This window comes from Snuella sedimenti (genome assembly GCF_016428595.1).
Lineage (GTDB): Bacteria > Bacteroidota > Bacteroidia > Flavobacteriales > Flavobacteriaceae > Snuella > Snuella sedimenti.
On record NZ_JAELVQ010000004.1, the window covers coordinates 88,087 to 114,777 of the forward strand.

Annotated in this window: 14 protein-coding genes; 13 read left to right on the forward strand and 1 reads right to left on the reverse strand. The window is 36.8% G+C overall.

What is annotated here, in order from left to right:
- Window positions 1-3 precede the first annotated feature (3 nt).
- From JF259_RS04885 to JF259_RS04925, 9 genes are all read left to right on the forward strand, one after another.
- A complete protein-coding gene (locus JF259_RS04885; protein WP_199113980.1) occupies window positions 4-1,461 on the forward strand; it encodes a DUF1501 domain-containing protein in 1,458 nt (485 codons plus the stop codon).
- A gap of 6 nt (window positions 1,462-1,467) precedes the next feature.
- Window positions 1,468-2,511 (forward strand): NHL repeat-containing protein, encoded by a 1,044-nt coding sequence (locus JF259_RS04890; protein ID WP_199113982.1) that lies wholly within the window; start codon window positions 1,468-1,470, stop codon window positions 2,509-2,511.
- On the forward strand, window positions 2,508-3,296 hold the full coding sequence (locus tag JF259_RS04895; RefSeq protein WP_199113984.1) for a chitobiase/beta-hexosaminidase C-terminal domain-containing protein: 789 nt from the start codon (window positions 2,508-2,510) through the stop codon (window positions 3,294-3,296). The genes JF259_RS04890 and JF259_RS04895 overlap by 4 nt, the downstream gene beginning before the upstream one ends.
- A 7-nt stretch (window positions 3,297-3,303) precedes the next feature.
- Entirely contained in the window at window positions 3,304-5,430 is a 2,127-nt protein-coding gene (locus JF259_RS04900) for an FN3 associated domain-containing protein (protein WP_199113986.1), read from the forward strand.
- Window positions 5,431-5,478: 48 nt separating this feature from the next.
- Entirely contained in the window at window positions 5,479-7,791 is a 2,313-nt protein-coding gene (locus JF259_RS04905) for a GH92 family glycosyl hydrolase (RefSeq protein WP_394370580.1), read from the forward strand.
- 16 nt (window positions 7,792-7,807) lie between these two features.
- Complete coding sequence (locus JF259_RS04910) at window positions 7,808-9,286, forward strand: alpha-L-fucosidase (protein ID WP_199113990.1); 1,479 nt, start codon at window positions 7,808-7,810, stop codon at window positions 9,284-9,286.
- A 67-nt stretch (window positions 9,287-9,353) separates the two neighbouring features.
- Window positions 9,354-11,621, forward strand: coding sequence for a GH92 family glycosyl hydrolase (locus tag JF259_RS04915; RefSeq protein WP_199113992.1), 2,268 nt, complete (start codon window positions 9,354-9,356; stop codon window positions 11,619-11,621).
- 395 nt (window positions 11,622-12,016) lie between these two features.
- Window positions 12,017-14,263: a DUF4838 domain-containing protein gene (locus JF259_RS04920; RefSeq protein WP_199113994.1), complete on the forward strand. Its 2,247-nt coding sequence runs from the start codon at window positions 12,017-12,019 to the stop codon at window positions 14,261-14,263.
- Window positions 14,264-14,279: 16 nt separating this feature from the next.
- Window positions 14,280-15,131, forward strand: coding sequence for an endonuclease/exonuclease/phosphatase family protein (locus tag JF259_RS04925; RefSeq protein ID WP_199113996.1), 852 nt, complete (start codon window positions 14,280-14,282; stop codon window positions 15,129-15,131).
- A 432-nt stretch (window positions 15,132-15,563) separates the two neighbouring features.
- Here JF259_RS04925 and JF259_RS04930 read toward each other — a convergent pair whose 3' ends face one another.
- Window positions 15,564-16,631 carry an IS110 family RNA-guided transposase gene (locus JF259_RS04930; RefSeq protein WP_199113998.1) on the reverse strand — a complete coding sequence of 356 codons (1,068 nt, stop codon included), beginning with the start codon at window positions 16,629-16,631 and terminating at the stop codon, window positions 15,564-15,566.
- A 550-nt stretch (window positions 16,632-17,181) separates the two neighbouring features.
- Between JF259_RS04930 and JF259_RS04935 the strand changes: the two genes are divergently transcribed.
- The 4 genes from JF259_RS04935 to JF259_RS04950 all read left to right on the forward strand — a co-directional run bounded on the left by JF259_RS04935 (window position 17,182) and on the right by JF259_RS04950 (window position 26,684).
- Entirely contained in the window at window positions 17,182-20,490 is a 3,309-nt protein-coding gene (locus JF259_RS04935) for a SusC/RagA family TonB-linked outer membrane protein (protein ID WP_199113999.1), read from the forward strand.
- Between the two features lie 17 nt (window positions 20,491-20,507).
- Window positions 20,508-22,493 (forward strand): SusD/RagB family nutrient-binding outer membrane lipoprotein, encoded by a 1,986-nt coding sequence (locus JF259_RS04940; protein WP_199114002.1) that lies wholly within the window; start codon window positions 20,508-20,510, stop codon window positions 22,491-22,493.
- Window positions 22,494-22,521: 28 nt separating this feature from the next.
- Window positions 22,522-22,863, forward strand: coding sequence for a carboxypeptidase-like regulatory domain-containing protein (locus JF259_RS04945; protein ID WP_199114004.1), 342 nt, complete (start codon window positions 22,522-22,524; stop codon window positions 22,861-22,863).
- A 710-nt stretch (window positions 22,864-23,573) separates the two neighbouring features.
- A complete protein-coding gene (locus JF259_RS04950) occupies window positions 23,574-26,684 on the forward strand; it encodes a SusC/RagA family TonB-linked outer membrane protein (protein ID WP_199114012.1) in 3,111 nt (1,036 codons plus the stop codon).
- The last annotated feature ends 7 nt before the right edge of the window (window positions 26,685-26,691 follow it).

The following is a 26,691-nucleotide window of genomic DNA, read 5'->3' on the forward strand; positions in this document are numbered from 1 at the left end:
GCCATGGAAGAATTATCACAACATTTTATTAATAATAACAGAAGGCATTTTTTAAAGAAAATGGGGTTAGGCATTGGTGGGATAGCCGCTGCTTCTTTGTTGGACCCGTTTAGTTCTGTTGCAGGAAGTAATCCCGCGGATGAATTGGCATTAAAACTGCCACATTTTGCTCCAAAAGCAAAACGGGTTATATACCTGTTTCAAAGTGGAGGGCCTTCTCAATTAGAGCTTTTTGATTATAAGCCCCTATTGGATAAATTAAGGGGTGAAGACTTGCCCGATTCTGTCAGAAATGGACAACGCTTAACAGGAATGACCTCTGGACAAGATAAATTTCCTCTGGTTGGAAGTAATTTCAAATTTGACCAATATGGACAATCCAGGGCATGGGTTAGTAGTTTGATGCCATACACTGCTAAAGTGGTCGATGAACTCTGTTTTATAAAATCGATGCATACAGAGGCTATTAACCACGATCCGGCTATTACCTTTTTTCAAACAGGCTCCCAACAGGCTGGACGTCCTAGTATGGGGTCATGGATGAGTTATGGTTTGGGAAGCCTAAATGAAAACTTACCAACATTTACGGTACTGCTATCAAGGGGTACCGGGAGACCTTTTTCACAACCCCTATACTCTAGGCTTTGGGGCAATGGCTTTTTAAGTTCTTTGCATCAGGGTGTACAGTTCAGGTCAGGTAAAGATCCCGTACTATACCTTAAGGATCCGGAAGGTATGTCCAGGAGTGAACGTAGAAAGATGTTAGACCATATAAATGAGTTAAACCAGAAGCAAGAAGCAGAATTTGGAGATCCGGAAATAAATAGCAGGATTGCGCAATACGAAATGGCATACCGCATGCAAACATCAGTTCCGGATACCATGAATATTGATGATGAACCCGAGCATATTATCCAGATGTACGGTATGGATGCCCTAACACCGGGGACTTATGCCGCTAATTGTTTGTTGGCAAGACGTATGGTAGAACGCGATGTTCGGTTTGTTCAGTTGTATCATATGGGATGGGATCAACATTTTGATCTGCCTTCACAGATAGAAAAACAAGCCAAAGACATCGATCAGGCGACAGCAGCCTTAATCATGGATTTAAAGCAACGTGGTTTGTTAGAAGATACTTTGGTTATATGGGGCGGTGAATTTGGAAGAACAAATTACAGTCAGGGTGTGCTAACGGAAACAAATTATGGTAGGGACCATCATCCTAAATGTTTTACCATGTTTATGGCAGGAGGTGGTGTAAAACCAGGCTTTACATATGGTGAGACAGATGATTTTGGGTATAATATTGTAAAAGACCCGGTACATGTACACGATTTACAAGCTACGGTTATGCATCTAATGGGAGTTGACCATACAAAATTTACCTATAAGCATCAGGGAAGACGATTTAGACTTACCGACGTATCCGGACATGTTGTTCACGATCTTTTATCTTAACTAATTATGAGTCGTAGAAAGTTCTTAAAACAATCCTCTTTATTGTCACTTGGTGTGTTAACTACTTCAATGTATGGTAGTGCCTTTTCCTTTAATGCAAACAGTGATGTGATAATAGGCCATAATTCGCATCGCTACAAAGTGGATATGGCATGGGGGAATTTGGATGCATCCAAAACGCCGGTTAAAGACTGCCATGAGATGGTACAGGATTCCAAAGGACGTATCGTTTTACTTACCAATCACACTAAAAACAATGTGATTATTTACGACAAGTCCGGGAAGTTCATTTCAAGTTGGGGAACCGAATACCCCGGAGGGCACGGTCTTACTTTAGTTAAGGAAAATGGTGAGGATTTTTTATTGATAACCGATTACGAGCGACATCAGGTCATAAAGACGACAATTGATGGTAAAGTCGTTTTTGAAATAAATTACCCTGCAGATACTGGAAAATACAATAACAAAAACGAGTTCAAGCCAACAGAAACAACCGTTTTGGAGAATGGCGATTTTTATGTGGCTGATGGCTATGGTAACCAGTATATTACACATTACAATCATAAAGGAGAGTTGCTCAATATATTTGGTGGCAGGGGGATTGAAGATGACAAGTTTTTAAATGCACATGGTATTTGTTACGATAACAGGGACAAGAATAACCCCTCGCTGTTAATATCGGCTAGAGAATTAAATATTTTAAAGCGCTTCGATTTACAAGGTAACTATTTAGAATCGGTTCCCGTACCCGGAGCTTTGATCTGCAGACCGGTAATCCATAAGAACGACATCTATTTTGCCGTCCTAAAATCGAAAAATGCACCAAATAGCGATTCGGGCTTTTTGTTGATTATGAATGAAAAGAACGAAGTGGTTTCTTGTCCGGGAGCTACCGCTCCATCATATGCCAATAACAAATTGGAAGAATTATACCAAACGGTTAGGTTGTTTCAACACCCGCATGATGTCTGTATAGATGATGATGAAAACATGTATGTAGCACAATGGAATTCAGGTCATACCTATCCAATAAAACTAATACGTGTATGAGACTGTTACTGGTGTTTTATTGTTTGGTGTTTTTTAACTGTACCCAAAAAAGAAGTACGCAATTTTTACAACCCAATCAGGTTAGTTTGGCACAGCCCAGAGTAGTAGCTAACAGTACCTTAATAGATTCTTTTGTTACTATTAAAGCCAATTTAAAATTGGACGACGTGTCTATTTATTATACCTCTAATGGAGAAGAGCCTAGCAGGTCAACAACAAAATATGAACATCCAATCAAGGTGTCAAATCCAGGAACCTTTAAATTTAAGGCCTATCATACCGATTGGAATCCCAGTGAATTTACCGCGCTGACACTCTATAAAAAGGGGCTGGATGCAGATACTATTGTATGGCATTCTAAAAGCAGTGAAAAATATAAAGGACAAGGTGAAAACACGTTAATTAATCAAACCAAAGCCTCATTGAATTTTAGTGATCCCCAATGGGTTGGCTTTGATACCATTGCTTCCGCAACCGTTTCATTTAAAGACAATACGTTTGTGAAATTATTAACCGTAAGTTATTTAAACGATGCAGGCTCTTGGATATTCCCTCCAGAGTCTATAACCGTGATTTTAAACGAAGATATATCTACCAAGAAAACAGAAACTATAAAATCTTTAAATTCCCTAACGGCAAGAAAAATGGAAACTGTAAAGATTCCTATTGAAGCAGAAGTTAAGTCTTTAAGGGTAGAAGTACATAATTTACAGTCTATACCAGAATGGCATGAGGGACATGGTACAAAAGCGTGGTTGTTTATGGATGAATGGATTTTAAACTAAAGAAAGTATGTTAAAAGATTTAAGAAACTTTAAGGAAAGTCTTTTATTTGCAGTATGTTTATTAGTATCGGGTTATTCCAATGCTTCTAATGGAGATGATGTTCCCAGAATAATACTGGCTTTAGGACGTTTGCATCCGTTGATTTTACACTTGCCTATAGGAGCCTTGCTGTTAACGTTTTTTCTGGATATTGTTGGAAGAATAAGAAAGAATTACCCAAAGCAAATTATAAAATATGCATTAGGTTTTTCGTCGCTATTTTCAATCATGGCGTGTGTTTTTGGTTATTTTCTTTCTTTAGAAGATGGTTATTCTGGAAAAACCCTAGATATCCATTTTTGGACAGGTATCTTATCAGCTACATTAATTACGCTGCTTTTTTTATTATGTGATAAAGAGAATAAACAATTAAAACGATTATTCTTTCCGCTATTTGTTGGAACGATTGTTAGTATAAGTGTCGCTGGCCACTACGGTAGTGTTTTAACACGTGGTGATAATTTTTTAACAGAATATATAAAAGCACCACCTAAACTACAAACTATAGAGCATATAGACAGTCTAAATATGTATGACAATGTGGTGTTAAAGATATTTGATGATAAATGTACGCAGTGTCATAATACCACAAAAAGAAAAGGGGATTTGGCATTAATTTCTAAAGAAAGTTTACTAGAGGGTGGTGAATCGGGAGACGTGATCTCTTTGGGGAATTCCAGGGAGAGTTTGCTGTACAAGCATATCATGCTTCCCATTTCAGACGAGGATCATATGCCGCCGGAAGGTAAACCCCAACTAACAAAAGATGAGTTATGGCTTATAAAATATTGGTTAGATAATAGTGGAGAGGTAGATAATAAAGTGGTTGCCATCGCAAAAAATGATACCTTAAACAAGTTATTGAAGAAGTATCTGGTCTTTGAAGAAAAGCATATCGAGGAAGCTGCCTTAGGAGCTATCCAAGATGTAGAAGACGAAGGTTTCTTAGTCCGAAAGCTGGTGCCTACAGAACCCGAACTTTGGGTGAAATATAATAATAAGGTAATTGCAAAAGAAGCAGTAAAGACATTGGTCGATCTAAAAGATCAAATTGTTGAATTGGATCTAAGCAATACGTCTTTAACCGACGATATGACAAGCGGGTTGAGAAAACTAAAGAATCTGGAAAAGCTGGAATTAAATAATACGCAAATAACAGATAAAGCTTTAAAACACTTAAAACATTTAAAAGCACTTAAAATTTTAAATCTTGTCGGCAATGATATTAGTGAACAAGGGTTGGAGAATTTGTTGACTTCCATAACTCCCGAGCACGTGTATGCCTGGAAAACAAAAATAGACCAAAGGCTGGCTCAAAAGTTAAGTAATGACTTTGATGTTAAGATAAACAGTGGTGTTACAGGCTTTGTAGAAACGACGCAGTTAAAAGTACCTTTTATGGTAACAAAAAAGGCATTGTTTGTTGATACCATAAGCATTAAGCTCGATTCCAAGTTAAGAAACACAAAAATATTTTACACCTTAAACGGGGACGAACCAGATACCACTGCCTTACAGTATACCAAACCTATCATGCTTGATACAAATGCAACTATTGCAGTTAAAGCCTTTAAAAAAGGATGGAATCCAAGTGAGACATTAAAGCGTGATTTCTATAAAGTAAACCATAAAGTTTCGGATTATACAATCACACATCAACCAGAAAAACAATATCCCGGATCCGATAAACTATTTGATCTAGAATTGGGAACTTTAAATTTTAAAGATGATAAGTGGACTGGGTTTTTGGGTAATGATATTAATACGGTTATCGATTTAGGAGCTGTAAAGCCCGTAACCAAAATAGCGGTCGATTGTTTAGGACAACCAAAACAGTGGATTTTGTTTCCAACAGCTGTAGAGGTTTATGCTTCTAACAATAAAGCCTCTGGTTTTAAACGAATTGGAACGATGAAAACAAATAAGGACAATACCAACGATATGCCACTTATTGAAAGGTTTTTCGTTGAAATTCCCAAAACAGAAGCAAGATATTATAAAGTTGTAGTCAAGAATCCAAAGGTGTTACCTAAGGGGCATGAAGGCGAGGGAAATGCATCCTGGATTTTTGTGAGTGAAATCATGTTTTGGTAAATAGTTGATTAAAGTAAAAGAGTAAATTAAAGATTATAAATGAATACGATGAATTTAAAATATTTGGGATTCCTGATACTAATAGTATGTTTTTCCTGTAAAGATCAGACAGAGGAAATAGTGGTAAACAAACGAACTTCCAATGAGCTTGTAGATTATGTCAATCCACTTATGGGAACCGATTCTGAGTTCAAATTGTCTAATGGGAATACCTACCCAGCAATAGCAAGACCATGGGCCATGAATTTCTGGACGCCACAAACAGCTAAAATGGGAGATGGTTGGGCTTATAAATATGATGACACCAAAATAAGAGGAATCAAGCAAACCCATCAGCCCAGTCCGTGGATTAATGATTATGCAGCCTTTTCATTAATGGCCGTAACGGGTGACTTGAAGTTTCAAGAAGATGAGCGCGCCTCTTGGTTTTCCCATAAGGCCGAAACGGTAAAACCTTACCACTACTCGGTGTATTTAGCCGATCATGATGTAGTGGTCGAAGTGACTCCGACAGAGCGTGCATCGCAGTTCAAATTTACCTTTCCTGAATCTGAGCAATCCTATATTATTTTGGATGCTTTTTTTAAAGGCTCTATGGTTAAAATTTTGCCGAACGAACGAAAAATAATAGGCTATTGCAGAAATAATAGCGGTGGTGTACCCGATAATTTTCATAACTATTTTGTTGCAGAATTCGATCGGGATTTTGAGATAACACATACTTGGCACGATGACTGGGAATTACAAGAAAATGCTAATGAAAGTGAGGGCGAACATGTTGGGGCCATCATAGGTTTTAAAACCATAAAGGGCGAAGTTGTTCATGTAAAAGTAGCGTCATCCTTCATCAGTCCTGAGCAGGCAGCTTTAAATTTAAAAAGAGAAATAGGAGATGATACCTTCGATCAAACTAAAGAAAAGGCAAAACAAGCCTGGGAGAAGGAATTGAACCGTATTCAAATTGAAGATGACAATATAGATCATATTAAAACCTTTTACTCTAGCCTGTACAGGGTGTTATTATTCCCAAGAAAATTTTATGAATTCGATGCCAATAACGAAATTGTGCATTACAGTCCTTATAATGGCAAGGTATTACCCGGATATATGTTTACTGATAATGGCTTTTGGGATACGTTTAGGGCTGTATTCCCATTTTTTAATATGATGTATCCAGAGCTGAACAGTCATATAATGGAAGGCTTGGCCAACACCTACAAAGAATCGGGTTGGTTGCCCGAGTGGGCAAGCCCGGGACATCGTGATTGTATGATTGGCTCCAATTCGGCCCCTATCATAGCCGATGCTTTTTTGAAAGGGAATGTAAAAGAAAAAGATGTCGATATACTGTTTGAGGCTATGCTAAAAAATGCAACCGTATCCGAAGGCCGTCCCGTTAACTCGGTGGGTCGCGCCGGACTGGATTATTACAATTCGCTTGGTTATGTGCCTTACAATGTTGGGATTCATGAAAATGCAGCCAGAACTTTAGAATATGCCTATGCCGATTATACCATTGCCCAAATGGCCGAAAAGCTAGGAAAAAAAGATATCGCTCAGAAATATTTTGAGAAGGCCATGAATTACAAGAAATTGTTCGACCCTTCAAGTAGTTTAATGCGTGGCAAGAATGAGGACGGAACTTTTCAATCGCCTTTTAATCCGCTTAAATGGGGAGATGCCTTTACCGAAGGTAATAGTCTGCATTATACTTGGTCCGTTTTTCAAGATGTTCAGGGACTTATAGATCTTATGGGAGGAAAAAACGCCTTCATTGCAAAATTGGATGGAGTATTTTCCATGCCACCAGATTTTGACGATTCCTATTATGGACAAACCATTCATGAGATCAGGGAAATGCAAATTGTAAATATGGGTAATTATGCGCATGGTAATCAGCCTATTCAGCATATGATCTATTTGTATAATTATGCAGGAGCCCCTTATAAGGCACAAGCTCGTATTCGTGAGGTACTTACTAAGTTATATTCAGCTACGCCAGATGGTTATTGTGGTGATGAGGATAACGGACAAACATCGGCATGGTATGTATTTAGCTCTTTAGGGTTTTATCCAGTAACCCCGGGAACCGACCAATATGTAATTGGAAGCCCATTATTTAAGAAAGCAACACTGCACCTTGAAAATGGGAACACCTTCAAAATCCTTTCGGAAAACAATTCAGATGCTAATTTTTATATTCAATCTGTAACCTCGAACGGTACATCTTACAATAATAGTTACCTGAATTTTGAAACCATTCAAAAAGGAGGCGAATTACAATTTAATTTAGGAAACACACCAAATAAAGACTGGGCAAGTAAACCAGAGAATGCCCCGTATTCATATAGTAATCAATAAATAATTATAAGCAAAGATGAAAAAGAAATTACTCATTGTTACAGTACTATTTTCAATGCAATTGTTCTCACAGGCAATTTATGAGGATGAACGTTATGTTCCGGAAACCGATCCTTTGGTTTTGGAAAAATTGGATCAATGGCAGGGACTTAAATTTGGATTGTTAATGCACTGGGGTACTTATAGTCAATGGGGTATTGTGGAGTCCTGGTCGTTATGTCCGGAAGAGTATGGTTGGTGCGAACGCAAAAAAGGAAGTAATCCAAACGACTATTTTGCCTATAAAAAGGAATACGAAGCATTACAAACCACGTTTAATCCAGTAAAATTCGACCCAGATAAATGGGCAAATGCAGCTAAGGATGCAGGAATGCGATATGTGGTTTTTACAACGAAACATCACGATGGATTTAGCATGTTCGACTCCAAATATACCGACTATAAAATAACCTCCCCAAAAACCCCTTTTTCGACCAATCCTAAAGCAAACATTGCAAAAGAAATCTTTAGTTCCTTTAGGAATCAAGGACTTTGGGCGGGAGCCTATTTTTCAAAGCCCGATTGGAATGTTAAAAGTTACTGGGATCCGTATTTTCCACCGAAAGACAGGAATGTAAATTATTCACCTGTTGATTATCCCGAAAAGTGGCAGGAATATGTAGATTTTACCCATAATCAAATTATGGAATTGATGACAGACTACGGAAAGATCGATATCCTTTGGTTAGATGGCGGTTGGGTGGCTAAAACACCTAAAGCAGAGATTACCGAATGGTATAAGCATACTGTTGCTAATGACGAAGAAGGTTATTTAAAGCATCGAATTATCAATCAGGATATAAAGATGGACGAATTGGTTGTTAAAGCTCGTAAAAAACAACCTGGTTTAATTGTAGTCGATCGCGCCGTTCACGGTAAAAACCAAAATTACCTAACACCCGAAAACCGAGTGCCAGAGAAAACATTGCCCTATCCATGGGAGTCCTGTATTATTTCCGGAGGCGGATGGTCTTACACCCCAAATGCAAAATATATGAGTGCCAGAGAAGGCATTCATATGCTTGTTGATGTTGTTGCTAAAGGAGGGAATTTGTTATTAAATATAGCACCAAGTCCCGAAGGAGCGTGGCAACAAGGCGCTTACGATCTTTTAAAGGCCTATGGCGATTGGATGGCTGTTAATAGTAGTGCCATTTATGAAACAAAACCAATTGCACCCTTCAAGGAAAATAATATTTGTATGACTCAGAATAAAAAAGGTAATGTCTTTTTATTCTATTTGGCAGCAGAAGGAGAAGATAAAATTCCGTCAGAAGTAACCGTAAAATCCATTACACCAAAAAGAGGATCAAAGATTACCATGCTGGGATCGAATAAGCGATTAAAATGGGTAAAACAGGATGAAGGCTTTAAAGTGATCATCCCCGAAAGTTTGAGAAATAATTTGCCTTCTAAATATGCTTGGACATTAAAGATTGAAGCCGTAAATCAGTAGATATTAAGCTGGCATGTTTAAGAAGAGCAGTAGAACATGTCAGCCTTTTTTAAAATAAAAGAAACAGATGAAGATCCTTAGTCTCAAAATTTTTTGTTTAAAGAAAAGATTCCAATACAGTTATTTACTTTCCATAATTGTGCTGTTATCGCTTTGCGATATGCATGCTCAACAACCCGCCGATTATGTTAATCCGTTTATTGGCACCTCAAATTATGGAGCTACATACCCAGGACCCATAGCGCCCAGGGGGATGGCGAGTATCAGTCCCTTTAATGTGGCAGGACCTCAAAACCTACCATCGGAAAAGGATAGTGGTTGGTTGTCTAATCCCTATGTACACCAGAATACTTTTCTAACAGGATTTAGTCAGGTGAATTTAAGTGGTGTTGGTTGCCCCGACCTGGGTGTTTTATTATTGATGCCTACTACTGGGACGTTAGAGACGAATCATTTAAAGTATGGATCCACCTATTCAAACGAAGTTGCAAAAACAGCCTATTACAGTACAGAAATAGATAAGTACAATACAAAGGCAGAGTTTACAACCTCTAAACGTGTGGGTGTGAGTAAATTTACCTTTCCAAAAGGACAGGCTAATATTTTACTGAATTTAGGATTAGGCCTTACCAATGAGCAAGGAGCGATGGTTAAAATAGTGTCTTCAACAGAAATAGAAGGCATGCGCACCGTTGGTTCATTTTGTTATAATAGCCCTGAAGCGGCTTATCCGGTTTATTTTGTTGCTAAATTTTCTAAACCTGCCGATCGTTATGGTGTTTGGAAAACACCATATACATACGAAGGTGTGGAAGCACAATGGATGGGTTACAATGGAAAAACCCGTATTATGGAAAACGCGACCAGAATGGTGGTAGGAGACAGTATAGGGACTTACTTTACTTATAAATTTGATAAGCAGGAAACCGTTGAGGTTAAAATAGGTGTATCGTATGTAAGTATTGAGAACGCCAGAGAAAACTTAAAAAAAGAAACGGCAAACAAATCGTTTGAGGACATTCATAAGGAGACTTATGATGAATGGAATAAACTGCTTTCAAGAATTAAGGTTGAAGGAGGCACTGTAGATGATAAAACCATTTTCTATACCGCTTTATACCACACTTTAATCCATCCCAATACGCTCAACGACAGTAATGGTGATTACCCAGAGATAAAAACAGGTAAGATAGGTAATACCTCCGGAACACGGTTTACCGTATTTTCACTTTGGGACACCTATAGAAATTTACATCAGTTAATGTCGTTGGTGTATCCCAAACAACAATTAAACATGGTTAATAGCATGTTGAATATGTACGATGAAAATGGCTGGTTGCCCAAATGGGAATTAAACTCAACAGAAACCTTTACTATGGTTGGTGACCCGGCAAGTATTGTCATTACAGATACGTATTTAAAGGGCATTCAGGATTTTGATGTGGAAAAAGCCTACGAGGCTATGCTGAAAAGTGCCGATCAAATTAAAGAAAATCCCCTACGCCCCGGATTAAAGGACTATATTGAAAAAGGGTATTTAACCACAGATAATGGAGGGCCGGTTTCTACAACCCAGGAGTATAATGCAGCGGACTATTCCATTGCGCTGTTAGCGAAAGCACTGGGAAAAGATGAAGATTATAAGCGGTTTAAAAAGCGTTCAATATCCTATCGAAAACTGTTTGATAAAGATTTGAAGTTACTAAGGCCAAGATTACCCAATGGCAATTGGTATGAACCATTTAACCCCAATGCAGGTGCTAATTTCACCAAAAATGTTGGCTTTATTGAAGGAAACGCATGGCAATATGCCTTTATGGTACCTCATGATATTGAAGGCCTTGCAAAACTAATGGGAGGAAAAAAAGCCTTTTCAAAGCAATTGCAAAAGGTATTTGATATGGATCAATTTGATATGGCTAACGAGCCTGACATCGCCTATCCGTACTTGTTCAATTATGTAAAAGGAGAAGAATGGCGCACACAGAAATTGGTAAAGGAACTTGTTCATAAGTATTTTCAAAACAAGCCAGGAGGCGTTCCCGGTAATGACGATACAGGAACCATGTCTGCTTGGTTGGTTTATTCCATGATGGGAATTTACCCCGTAGCTCCCGGAGAACCAAAGTATGCCATAACAACCCCTATGTTTGATAAGATCACCATTCAATTGGATTCAAAATACTATAAGAATAAAGAATTAGTAATAAAGAAAGCACGCAATAATGATGGTTACATTAAACAAGTAAAGCTTAACGGTAAGATCCATAAAGGGTATTTTATAGATCATGGAACATTGGTTAATGGAAACACATTGGAGATTATATTAAAATGATCCGAATGTTGTGGCGTGCCACGATTTAAGTTGGCGTGTTGGGTGTTTAATGTTGTCATCCCGAACGAGGAACGAGGAGGGATCTCGATCTTATTAAGATGTCTCACTTCGACTTCGCTCAGTGCAGGCTTAGTTTGTTCCCTACGCTGTCGAATTTGACAAGTTGTATCAACACTTTAAATTAACGTGAATCTTGGATAAGAAAATTTATGCCAGTTTGAGTGATTTTTGAAAAAAATCGTATCGAAAACGAGTAAATTTTTCGACTAAAAAAGCTTCTCGATACAAAATTCTTTCAGAATTTTACAGAAGTGACATCTTGAACTCCTAAATAGGATTCGCGTTAAATTATTCAAAACTGAGGTTATTAGCAATGAAATTAAAATACCTGTAAGATGAAAAATACTGTTTTAAACCACCTATTTGTATGTTTTTTTGCTGTCATAATTGTATCCTGTACTTCTAGTAATAAGTTAGAATTAGTGACTAACGGCGAGGCAAATTATGAAATTGTAGTCCTTGACAATGCTTCAAAGAAGAGTCACGGGTCAGCCGAAATATTACAAAATTATATTCGACAAATAAGTGGGGTTAACCTTGCCATTGTTAGTGAGAGTGCGCAAAGTGCGGATATTGCTAAAATTTATGTTGGCACCCCATCCGAAGAAAATATTGAGGAACATGCCATTCATATTTATACGGATAAAGATAATCTGATTATTACTGGTGGTTCGGATTTGACGGTTCGGCAAGCCGTTTATGAATTTTTAGAGGTGTTTTTAAATTGTAAATGGTATGCGCCAGATGCAGAAGCCGTTCCAAATAATAAAATCATCGCATTAAATAAACCGATTGATTATAAATATACTCCGGAAATTACCACACGAACGGTACATTCCAGATTGTTCTACGAAAACCCTGATTTTGCAGATAAGCATAAAGTTACAACAGAGGCCTTTCCTTATTATGTCCCTACGGCCAGGGTACATACGTTTCACAAGTTTGTGCCGGAAGAAGTCTTTTATAAGACACACCCGGAGTATTTTGCTTTACGCGGAAATAAGCGGTTACCCACACAATTATGTCTAACTAATGAGGAGGTCTATAACATTGTTAGAGATTCTGTTGCTGCTTTATTTGATCAATTCCCAGAGGCTTCGGTTATTTCGGTGAGCCAGAATGATAATCAGCAGTATTGTACTTGTGAGCATTGTAAAGCTATTGATGCAGCAGAAGGAAGCCCCTCGGGGACTATGATTCAGTTTGTAAATAAAATAGCTGCAGACTATCCGGATAAGACCGTTTCAACATTAGCCTATCAATACACCCGAAAGCCTTCAAAGACCAGACCTCTGGATAATGTATTGATTACATTGTGCTCCATTGAGTGCGATAGAAGTGGACCCATAGAGGAAAAATGTGTCGATTTTGCCAACGATTTGAAAGGTTGGAAGGAGCTAACCGAAAACATCAGAATTTGGGATTATACCACCCAGTTCACTAATTTTTTAGCACCTTTTCCTAACATTTATACCCTTCAACCTAACATTAAATTCTTTAGGGAGAACCATGCGAGATGGATCTTTGAGCAGCATAGTAGTAACCCGAGTGAGTTGTTCGAACTACGGTCTTATATTATGGCCAAGTTATTATGGAATCCTGATAGGAATATGGATGAATTAATCACCGAATTTACCAATGGTTATTATGAAGAGGCAGGCGTTTATATAAAGCAATACGTCGATTTGATCCATGATAAAATACAAGAAGATAATAACTTTTTCCTTTTTTTATATGGCGATCCGTCGCAGGCGTTTTCATCATTTTTAAATTCTGAACTATTAGCAACATACGATGGTTTTTTTAACAAGGCAGAGGAAGTGGTTGCCCAAAATAATACTGTTTTAAAACGGGTGAAAGAAGCAAGGTTAAGTGTGGACTATGCTATTCTTGAAGCCTACAAAAAGAATTTGGACAACGATTTTTCTATGGTGCTCGTGAATGCCGATGACAGTAAAATGATTAATCCAGATGTAGTTAAACGTTTAGAACGATTTTACCAAACATGCAAAGGTGCCAATATTACCTTAATGAACGAAATGCGGTTTACGGTTGACGAGTATTATGCAAATTACAAAAACACCATGACAGTAGCCACGCAACCTAATAAGGCACTTGGGAAGAAGGTTACTTTGCTTACGAAGCCGAAAAAATATGCTAACGAGGATTCGCAAGTGTTAACAGATGGGGCTCTAGGAGGCAATAGTTTTTATGCCAACTGGTTGGGGTTTGAGGGTAATCATCTGGAAGCTGTAATCGATCTTGAAGAGGAACAAAGCATCCGTTCCATTTCTACGGCCTTTTTACAAGTTACCAATCATGTGGTGTTTTTTCCAAAATCAGTTACGTATTACTATTCTAACGATAATGAACATTTTTATAAAGTAGGAACAGTCGTTAATGATGCGCCGTTAAGTAAAACAAGTAAAATCAACGATATTAAATATTTTGAATTGGAGTTTCCAGAGGTGAAAGCACGGTATATTAAAATAATAGGTGAAAATAGGAATGAACCACCGTATTGGCATCATGCGGCCGGGCTTCCTTCGTGGATTTTTGCCGATGAGGTTATTGTTAATTAAGTAAAACATGTATAAGATGAAATCAGAAAAACATTTTTTCCTGGTACTTATAGTATTTGGAGCCTTTCAAATTGCCCTTGGGCAGAATTACAAGTTTATAACTTATAACATTCGTTATGACAATCCAAATGATGGTGAGAACCAATGGTCGAAGAGAAAAGCGTTTTTGTGTCAACAACTAGCTTTTTACAAACCAGATGTTTTTGGTATACAAGAAGGTTTGCAGCATCAAGTACAATATATAGATAGTACGCTTTTAGATTATAATTATATTGGGGTAGGAAGAAATGATGGAAAAACAAAAGGAGAATACAGTGCTATTTTTTATAATTCAGACAAGTTACAAGTCATTAATAGTAATACCTTTTGGTTATCAGAAACACCTCAGGGAATATCTGTTGGATGGGACGCATCTATGGAGCGTATCTGTACATATGCTCTATTTGAAGATATAGACACTAAACAGCAATTTTGGGTATTCAATACTCATTTTGACCATAGAGGGCTAAAGGCAAGGGAAGAAAGTGCCAAACTTATAGTAAAAAAAGTTAATGCATTAAATCAGAACAACTTACCGGTTATCCTTATGGGAGACTTTAATTTAAAACCAGACAGCGTCTCAATAGCATATTTGTCAGGTATTTTTAATGATACAAAGGAAGTAAGTCAATCTAAACCTTTTGGGCCAGAAGGAACCTTTAACGGTTTTAAGTTTAAAAAACCGGTAAAAAATAGAATTGATTATATTTTTGTTAGTAAGGATAATATTAAGGTAAATAAGTATGCAGTGTTGAGCGATTCTAAGGATTGTAAATACCCCTCAGATCATTTACCTGTATTTGTTGCGGTTCAATTTAATAAGCTATAATATTATGTTTAGTACATGACAAAAATTGAAACATCATATATAATGCGCTGATTTTTAATAAGTATATTTTTTTTATTTTTATAGATTTGACAGGTTCCAAGAAGCACTACTAACGTTTTATGGAGGTAAAATTGGTTTTTGCCATGTACTTTTAACCTGAGTTTCTATGTTAAAAACCAAATAAAAAGGCATTATTTGTTGTTTTATGGCATTGAAATCCTAGGAACGATTTTCAGTTCCGTTTTATATTTTTGCCCTATTTCTTAAATAACCTACCTCCCAGACTTCTATCAACAGACTAATTTGTTTACAATTAGCTGCAACTTTGTATTATGGATAAGTAGGAAGGGAGCTGTAAACTCGATTAAAACAGACTTCTCTACGACAGAGTGCTGCAACTCAGGTGAACAGATCTCCCATCCAAATTAAGGTCTATAGGTTATAAGAATGTTTTTGTTGGTTCTTCCAAACGAACCTTACCCTGTTCATTAGTTTTTTGGCAATCCTAACAATAGCCTTATTGCTCTTCATCGTCTTGCATAGATTGATATAGTCCAATCCCAATCGGGGGTCGGCCTTCACGGCCCTCCATGCACATTGTATAAGCACAGGCCTTAAAAATGCATTGTGCCTTTTGGTAATTCTACCTACTCTTTCAGTTTCTCCTGAAGCATACACATTGGGAACCAGCCCTACAAAACTATGTAATTGATCTTGTGTTTTAAAACGCTTAATATCTGCAATTTCTGTAGCTAGGGTAATGGCTCCTAAGAGCCCTATTCCCGGAATACTTTGCAATAATGTGATTATGGGCTTATAATCCCTACTGGCCAATGTGACTATTTGCTTTTCCAATACCTTCTTTTGATGCTCAATTTGTTGCATTTCTTCCAGCAAGGCCTGAATTAACACTTGTGCTGAACCAGTAAACAACTTTGTGGTCAACCAAAGACGAAATGCTTTACTCCAATAAGGTTTATCAAGCTCTTTAGGTATTTTTATGCCAAAATAATTCAAATGGGACTTTATCCTGCACTTACACCGTTTTATATCGGATAACAGTTTTTGCCTTGTGCGAACTAAAAGCCGGTCCTCCAATATTTTCTGGTTGGGAACATAAATCCCCTTTAACGTTTTATTTCTTAACGATCTCGCAATCTTACGAGCATCCCGTTTATCACTTTTCTGTTTCTTTTCTTTATTGGTAGTAGGAATGTCCGATGGGTTCACTACCAAATTACGAATACCCAACCTTTCTAGCTCGTGAGCTATCCAAAATCCGCAAAAACCTGCCTCATAGGCACTATAATAATTTCCCTTTGGAAAATTTCTATGAAGATAGTTCATCAGAACTAAAGGTTCTGGCGGTTGTGAAAACACTTTATGTTCATAGTAATCTGTCAAAATACAGATGCCCCAACTTTTCTTGTGCACATCTATTCCAACGTAGATGCTCTCGTTGGAATAATCTTCTTTTTTCGTAAATTGTAGTTCTTTCATGTCAGGTGGTATTATTTAAGTTAATTTTATCTTTAACAAGTTAATAATACCTCCTGGTTTTAGAACGACGCTTTAAACATACAAACTCTATGTTAATTGAGCGGTTAAAATTGTTATAAATACCTGTTTTTTAGGCGCTTGTCATTATGACGGAGTGAGGAAAGAATGACGAGAAATACCATAATTATATGATTCCCCTCATTTGTTTCGTAAAGTACTTTCAATCAAAATATATTTTAATTTCAGTAACGTTTGGATGAACTGTGCTTAAAAACAATATTTATAAAATCTAACTCAGTTTTTTAGTATGATGTTTTTACTTAAACTGAAACAATTTATAATATAATTCTTGCTTTTTTTTAATGTGATTTGAATCCAATAAAAAAGTTAGTAGCACAACATTTGTATCGTATTTTAAGCGTTTAGTTAAACGTTTGATCTTGTTTTTTTTACCTCCGTCATTTTAGAGTTGTTACTGGTCGAAAAAATACCTGTTTTTTTTGTTTAAAATTGTTAATTCAGCAATTATTAACTCAAAAACTAAGAATGTATGATTCAAAAAGTACTAAAATTACTGTTTGTGTTTTGCTTATTCGGTTTTCAATATGCCGAAGCTCAAACAACAGTAACTGGAGTTGTTACCGACGGTAATAGCGGAGTTCCTCTTGCAGGAGCTAATATTGTCGAAAAAGGAACCTCGAATGGGGTGTCCACTGATTTTGATGGAAATTATAGTATTAAAGTTTCCAGTCAATCGTCTGTTTTGGTAATTTCTTATGTAGGTTATGTTGTGCAGGAGATTACTGTCGAAAACCAAACGAAAATTAATGTGTCTTTGGTTGAAGACGCAAGCCAATTAGACGAGGTAGTTGTAACTGCCTTAGGAATTAAAAAGGAGGCAAAAGCACTTGGTTATTCTGTTGCTAAAGTCGATAGCGAACGTATTCTTGCCAGTGGTACACCTGTTAATGCATTACAGTCATTGTATGGAGCAGCTTCTGGTGTTACTGTTGCTGCAACGGCTACGGGGCCTTCTGGGGGGATGAAAATTAACATTCGTAATGCTGTTTCTTTTGATGCAGCTTCCACTACGAGACCGCTAATTGTTGTAGATGGTATTCCAATTCATGATGAGAATTCAAATATCAGCTATAATGCTAGATCAGGGAGAGATAATGGTACGGGGATTAATGATATTAACCCTGACGATATCGAATCTGTTCAAATACTTAAAGGAGCCAAAGCATCTGTATTATATGGTAGTGAAGGAGCTAATGGTGTTATGTTAATTACAACTAAAACAGGATCTAAAAGTCGTGGACTAGGTGTGTCGTTTTCATTGACGACTACTATGGAAAAAGCAGCATTTTTCCCAGAGTTTCAAGATCAGTACGGTACTGGTAGAAGTGCCAGTTTAAGTGTGACAGATGATGAAGGCTATTTTCTTGATGAAAATTTGGAAAGAGCCTTGGATCCAGCTGGAGCGGCATTTGGGCCAAGATTTGATCCCAATGTTAGCTTAAAATGGTGGGATGGGTCGACTAGACCATGGGTCGCCAATAAGGAATCGGTTTACGAGCAATTATTTAGAACGGGCTCACAGCAGGTAGCTAATGTTTCTCTAAGTTCAGGTAGTGACAAGGGGTCTGTGCGTTTTTCGTATACGAATACGCAGTATAGCCCAATAAACTTGGGTGCTAAGTATACCAAAAATGCCTTTAGTATAGCTACTTCGTATGATTTAAATGATTTTATATCTGTAAAATACTCGGGTAATTATTATACAACAGACAACCTTAATGCTTCTTATGCTAGTTCATTTGATGCTCAAGGAGCCAGAGCGAGCTTAGGAGCCTATGCAAGAGACATTGATGTAGATTTGTTAAGAGGGTCTTTAGTAACTGAAAATGGATATAATTATTTTGCGAATCCAAATTTTAATAGCAATTTTATTTCGCCGGGTAGAGCGTCTGTTGTAGGTACGCTTTGGGATTGGACACAAAATGAATCCATTTTTAACCGTGTCCACAGTCTCCAATCGCTAACTGTTGATTTTACGTTTTCTGATAATTTAAGTCTTACTGTACTAGGAGGTTTAGATAATACTGTTGAACGTAACGAATACAAAGGAAAGCTGCAGGATCCTGCGCTTATAGGTCCTAATAGTGGTTCAGTATATAGGGATACGAACAGGATTATCCGTAAAAATTATGGACAGGCTACATTGAACTTTAATACTGAAGTTAATGATTTTAACCTGTCTGGGTTTGTTGGTGGTGTTATAAGAAAAAATTATTCTGAATCTAAAGGTGCTGAAAAAATAGGAGGTTTTGTTATTCCTAACTATTTTTCATTTACTAACCTACCTTCTGGTGTACAGCCTGTTTATAATTTTGATAACGGTGAGGATATTTTATACAGTTTGTTAGGTTCTTTCCAAGTAGATTGGAAAGGTCAGGTATATGTTGAAGCTCAGGCACGTCAGGATTGGTCATCAATTTTACCTCCAGAAAACAACAGTTATTTTTATCCAGGATTAAGTGCAACATGGATTGCTTCTAATACTTTGGAGTTGCCAGACGCAGTTAAGTTTTTGAAATTAAGAACATCTTGGGCAGATGTAGGACGTCCGGGGCCACGTTATTTTAGTAATGTGAATCTTGGTGTGTCTGCCTCTGGAGGAGGCTTTATTTTATCGCCTCCTAGTGACCTTCCTCCAATTGATGATAATTTTGTTCCTAACTTAAAGCCTGAAAGAAAGCGTGAATTTGAAGTAGGTCTTGAAGGATATTTCTTTGAGAATAGACGTTTGGGGCTTGATTTCTCTGTGTATCATTCTAATACCTACGATCAGATTATGAAAATAACGGCGCCTCCAGGATTAGGTGTAAACAATATTAGAATTAATGCAGGTGACGTTGCCAACACTGGTTGGGAATTAGGTATTAAGACAAAACCAATTTTTAACAACGATTTCCAATGGAATCTGGATATGACGTTCTCTGGTAGCAAAACGAAAGTTAAGCGATTAGATGGTGAGTTACAAGGGTTAAATCTTTGGTCAACAAATGGCTTAAATGCTGTAGCAAGAGTTGGTGGCGAATATGGTTTAATTTATCAACAAAGAGGTTGGCAGCATTATATAAATCCTTCTGATGATAACGATTCCAATAATGGTGAACGTATTGTAGATAATAGTGGTACACGTTATAGTTATTCTACGAGCAGTAACCGCGTAGTAGGAAAACTATTGCCAGATGTGTTTGGTGGTGTTTTCAGTAGGTTTAGTTATAAGAACTTCAGTTTAGTGTTGAATATGGATTACTCTTTCGGAGCTACTTTTATTCATGAAGCAGAAACTTATATGATGGCTGCCGGTGTTTTAAATGAAAGCTTGAAGTATAGAGATGCAGATACAGGTGGTATGGCCTATTATTTAAATGGTAGTACAAAGGTAGCAGGAACAAACCCTAGTGGTCCTACGTATTATGATGGTGTAATGTTAGATGGTGTCAAAGCAGATGGTACACCTAACAATCAAGTTGTTGCGGCACAGGATTACTATTACGATTCTTATTTTTCTAATGGGTTTTACCCAGAAGATCGTTTGTTTAAAAGTGATTACATTGCTTTACGTAATATAGCCTTAGACTACAGGTTACCAGATTTTTCTAAAAAAATTGGGTTGAGAGATGTTGTTGTGTCTGTTTTTGCCAACAATGTTGGTTATCTTTACAAGGCAGCTCCAAATACAGTGCCAGAATCTTCTAACGGTACAGGTTGGTCGGATAGCTCTTATGGAACTACGGCTTTACCTTTACAACGTACATTTGGATTGTCGATTAAAGGCAAAATTTAATTAAAAAAAATATCACTATGAAGAATTTATTTTTAAGATTGACGCTGTCAATATTAATGGTATTCAGTGCTACTAATTGTAGTGAACTGGAGGATTTGTATCAAGACCCTGATGGATTTTCAAAGGCTCAGGCAGATGCTGCTGGGGTTAGTATTATTGCAGGGTACTTTACATCACAACTCACTCGAGGGTTTTTCCTAAGAGGAGAATATGGAGCTTCTTACCATCAGTTAAGAAGTGGCTCTCGCGTTATGGGAACAGGTGTTCAGCTTTATTATACTACTGCCGATTACGGATTGTCTCTTGTACTTAGGGATGTAGAAAATGACTGGGGATCCAATGCTTTTAATCGTACGGTTTTTAATAAGATTAATAGTGACTGGATAAAGCAATATTTATGGGCTCAAAAGGAATATAATAAAATTCCAGAGGCGGATCGTACAACAAGTGATGAACTTTATATGCGATTACTTCATATCTTGAAAGCAGTAGCATACCAACGTGCAACCGATTTGTATGATGAGGTACCCTATTTTCAAACAGGTACAGCAGGAGCTCTAGATGGTGAAAAAGCTGAATGGATCGGTCAGGAAGAAATATATCCAATTATTCTTGAAGAAGCCAAGGAAATTGAAGCTTACTTAGCGAGTTTACAACTTGGTTCGTCAGAACAGACCTCTTTTTCTCAGCAAGATGTTATTTTTAATGGCAATATCATGCAATGGAGAAAGTATATCAATTCGCTTCGTTTAAGATGGGCAATGAATGTTAGTGAAGTACAGCCTAGCTTAACGTCTACTGTACTTGCAGAGTTGAATGGAAAACCATTGTTTGATCAGGCTGAAGATGTTGCAGGTTTGGCCGATATTGCGATTGTCGAACCTTACAGATTACAAGTAGAATTAGGGATTACCAGAGCATTTAGAGAACGTGCTGATGAATGTCGTGCTCCTAAACGCTTTTTAGAAGATGTATTGAATTGTGAGCCTATAGAGAAAAGTGCTTTAGTAAATGGAGAGCTGTTATATTACTTTGATGGTGATAACTCTGCACAAGGACTAATGGATGGCACGGTTGACCCTAGAGTAGCTTATTTGTTTTCTAAAGATATTTTAGGAAGATATGTAGGAGCGGAAACAGGTTGGGATGATGGAAGTGATCCAAATAGCTATTACAGTAAAGCCATGAGGGGTTATTATATTAACCATCCAATTATGACAGATATTAGTGTAACTGAAATTACTTTTGGAAAGCCTGGCAATGAAATGACCATAAAGCTAAGTGAAGAGGCTGCTGGAGATTTAACCAAGCGTGAGGCATTTTTATTAAAGGCGTTTAGAACGTATTGTTCTCAGTATCAAGATATAGGTTGGACAATTGGAACAGATAGAAATATGATCTCTGAGTATAATGTTCGTCCTCAGTATAATTTTGATATTCGTTATCCTACCTTACATGCTGTTGAGTCGGAACTTTTATTGGCTGAGGCTGCAGTTAGAGGATTTGGTAGTGGTAATGCTGCCGATCATTACAAAAAAGCAATAGAATTATCATGTGCATATTGGTACGATAAAAATGCAAATAATACATACTCACAACAGACTACGCCATCGTTCCCAAGTAATATGGATCAATCTAGGATTGATAGAGACCGTCCATCAATGGAGTATAACTCAAGTGCTTATGCCGATTTTGCTGCCCAACAGTTTAATGCTATGACAGATCAAGAGAAGGTAAAAGCTATATTCGATCAAATGCAATTGCATTACAATATGTTTAATTTTGAAACACCTTATGCAACAGCACGACGTTTGATTAAATACTTAGGCGATAACCCTGGTGCGCCTTTTGATACTTTTGCTTGGAAAGAGCGCATGCTGTACAATCCAAATATACAGGCAACCGATCCGGAAGCTTGGGCTCAAATTAGTCAGCACGATGACTATAATTTACCACTTTGGTTTACGGGACGCCAGACGAAATGGTCGAATGTTCTTGAATAAATCTTTATTAACATTATAATTTAGTAATATGAAAAAAATATTAATATTAATACTTTCGCTTATTTTGTTTGTTTCGTGTAGCAAGAAGAACGATGGTTCAATTGTAGGAACTGCATCAGCAGGTGGAGGAACTGTTTTATCGGGAATCACTGTTAAATTATACTCGGAGAACACATCATTTCTCAGGGATACTCAAACCGATAGTGAAGGTAACTTTGCGTTTACTGGTCTTGAGTCAGGCAACTATTATATAGGAGCGACTGTTACAGTAGAGGGCGATGTTTGGGATACAGGGAATAGACCTCGTATTGTATATGTAAGTGATGAAATTGTTGAAGAAGTTGCTTTAACACTCACACAAAAACAGTAGATAGAAAGACTTGATTGTTAATTTTGAAAGCTAAGGTTCGATGAGTATTAATTATTGACCTTAGCTTTTAATATAAATTGAACTTGTATTAATCATACGATGTCTTGAAATCAAGTTTTAAGTAATTATTACTTCTTTTGTAATAATAGATGAATATAAGTTGCGACAACACTATGTAAGGTGTTGTTTTTTGGTTTTAATTAACCTTTAATAATGTGAATCTTCTATGCTAAAGTTCAAGTATGTATTTTCTAGTAAGATTCTGCAAGAATTTTGTACTTCGGCAATCTCAGCGGAACTTTTGAGAAGTGTTTTAAACTTATGAATTTCTTACCTGCTCATCGGTAGACATGTTGTCGAAAGCTCTACTGAACCCTTCGGCTTCGCTCAGGACAAACTAAGTCGAAGTACACCAAATCAAGATTTGGCACTCTAACTTACTCAAATTCATTATCCAAGACTCAGGGTAAGTAGTTATTTTCTATTATTTTATCGATTTACCTTTTTACTTGCCCTTTAGGCATTTTTTTAGAGCATAACTTTAAAGTTTCTTTAGGAACAAATAATTCATGTTTAATTAAATTGATCAAACGTTTGATCAATAATTTTGACAACCTTCAGCATTTCAAGACTGTCGTTGGTCGAAAAAAAAATAGTTTTTTTCTTTAATTTTTGTTAAATTACTAATTATTAACTCAAAAACTAAACTTATGATTAAAAAAGTACTAAAATTACTGTTAATTTTTTGTTTGTTCGGTTTTCATTATGCCGAAGCACAAACAACAGTAACGGGAACTGTTACCGATGGTAACAGTGGAATCCCTCTAGCAGGGGCAAACATTATTGAGAAGGGGACCTCGAATGGGGTGTCTACCGACTTTGATGGAAATTATAGTATAACGATTTCCGATCAATCAACAACACTTGTAATTTCCTATATAGGCTATGTTACACAGGAAGTTGCTGTTAATAACCAAACGGTTATTAATGTGTCGTTGGTTGAAGATGCAAGCCAATTGGAAGAAGTCGTTGTAACTGCTTTGGGTATAAAAAGAAGCACTAAAGCACTTGGTTATTCTTTAACTGAAGTTGGTGGAGAGGAAATTTCTACAGTAAAAACTACTAATGCAATTAATTCTTTGCAAGGGAAAATTGCGGGAGTTAGCATTTCTCAAAATGCAACAGGTGCTGCGGGATCCAGTAGAGTGATAATTAGGGGAAACAGTTCATTAACAGGTAACAACCAACCATTATATATTGTAGATGGTGTGCCAATAGGTAATAGAAATAATGGTTCTGCCGGTCTATGGGGTGGTTCTGATGGTGGAGATGGGATCTCAAGTCTTAACCCAGATGATATAGAATCTATAAATGTTCTTAAAGGTGGTGCTGCATCAGCATTATATGGTTCTCGTGCAGCCAATGGAGTTATTATTGTTACGACCAAATCTGGAAAGGGTCAAGAAGGATTAGGAGTAGAGATTAGTAGTTCTGTGACTTTTGATAACGTAGATACGTCACTTACAGATTATCAAACAGAATATGGGCATGGTATTCAGGCAAGAAAGCCTGCAAATATTGACGAAGCTAGAGATAATGGGTTGTCATCTTGGGGAGCACGATTGGATGGCAGTAGTGTTGTACAATGGGACGGTGAATCAAGACCTTATTCTTATGTTGGTAATAATTTGGATCATTTCTATAGAGTTGGAACGACCTTTATTAATACGTTAGCTTTAACAAATTCATCAGATAAAATGAATTATAGATTTTCTGCTTCAGACTTAACAAATGAGGATATCATGCCAAATGCAGGATTAAACAGAAAAACTTTTTCATTAAATTCAAGTGCTATTTTAGCCGATAAGTTGACAACAACAGTGAATGCTAAATACATTATAGAAAATGTTCAAAATAGACCAAGATTGTCTGATGCTCCTGGAAATGCTAATTTTACTGTAGCCAATTTACCTGCTAACGTAGATGTTCGTACTATGAATCCAGGTGCAAATGAGGACTTGACAGAGCGAACCTATTCTACTAATACATTTTCGCAAAATCCATACTTTGCGGCCTATAATTTTAGAAATGAGGATACTAAAAATAGAATTATAGCTAATTCTACATTAAGGTATGATATTACAGATTGGTTATATGCCCTAGTTAGAGGGGGAGTTGATCATTACACTATTAGAAGAACGGCAGTTGAACCTTTTGGTACAGCATATAAACCCTTGGGAGGAATAAATGAAACAGAAATACGTTACTCTCAGATTGATGCAGATTTTATGATAGGTGCGGAAAAGGATATTACAGATAAAATTTCTACCGTAGCTGTATTTGGAGCAAATAGCAATAGCGTGAAAACTGAACAGTTAAATTTGGGAGGTAATGATTTTATTGTCCCTGGTTTAGAAGATATTGGTAATACATTAACCCAAAGTAGAAGCATTAGTGATTTTGGTCAAAGAAAAATAGGCTCGTTATATGGTTCAGTAGAAGTTTCATATGATAATTGGGCTTACCTTACGTTTACAGGAAGAAACGACTGGTTCTCTACTCTGTCGGCACCTGGGAAAACATCTCCTAATGATGATTTTTATCCTTCAATAAATACAAGTTTAATTCTTTCAGAAGTTTTAGAGATGCCAGATTTTGTTAACTTCTTAAAGTTAAGAGGAGGCTATTCTGAAGTAGCAGGAGGAGCTCAAGATCCTTATGCTTTATCTTTGACGTATGAAATTTTTGGGAACCCTGTAAATGGACAACCTTTAGGACGCGTTAATGGGGGGACTGTACCAAATGCTAACTTAGTGCCCTTCAGTAAAGAAGAAACAGAGATTGGTATAGATGCTAGATTGTTTAATAATAGATTATCTTTAGATTTAGCTTATTATTCTAATACAACAACGAATGATATAGTAGATGTTTCAACATCTGTTTTTTCAGGATATAATGGGGCAAAAGCTAATTTAGGAAAAATTGAAAATAAAGGTTTTGAATTCTTATTAGGATTCACACCTATAAAAACAGAGGACTTTACATGGTCAGCTAGTTTTAATGGTGCTCATAATAATGGAAAAATATTAGCTACAAATGAAACTAACTCCGATGTTAATTTAGATGAGCCACGCTCTAGAAATGTTCGTATAACGCATATTGTTGGAGAAGCTTATGGAACTATTGTAGGAGTGTCTTATGAAAGAGATAATAATGGTAATATTATTTATGAAATTGACGGAGATGGTGTGCCTTTAGCAGTTCTTGGAGCACGTAAAATTTTAGGAGAAGGTGTGCCTCCATTAACTTTGGGTTTAAGCAATACATTTAGATATAAAGATTTTAGTTTAAGCTTTTTAATTGATGGTAAATTTGGGGGGCAAGTTTTCTCTGGAACGAATACATCTCTATATGGTAACGGATTACATAAAGTCACTCTCGAAGGTAGAGAGAATGGGTTGTCTGTTACAGGAATTGATGTAGATACTGGAAACGAATTTACAACTACTGTTGCACCAGAAAACCTAGCAACTTACTATGGTAGAATTAATGATATTGCAGAAGAGTTTGTTGAAGATGCAGATTATATTAAGTTTAGACAGTTAAGTATTGGATATACTTTTCCTAAAAGTATTTTGGAAAATATCTTTTTAAAGGATGTCAATATTTCCTTTATAGCTTCTAATTTATTCTATTTGAAAAGAAGTGTAGATAATATTGACCCTGAAAGTGCTTATAATGTTGGAAATTCTCAAGGGCTTGAATATTTTGGTGTGCCTTCTGCTAGGAGTTATGGATTTAATTTAAATGTTAAGTTTTAAAAAAAAA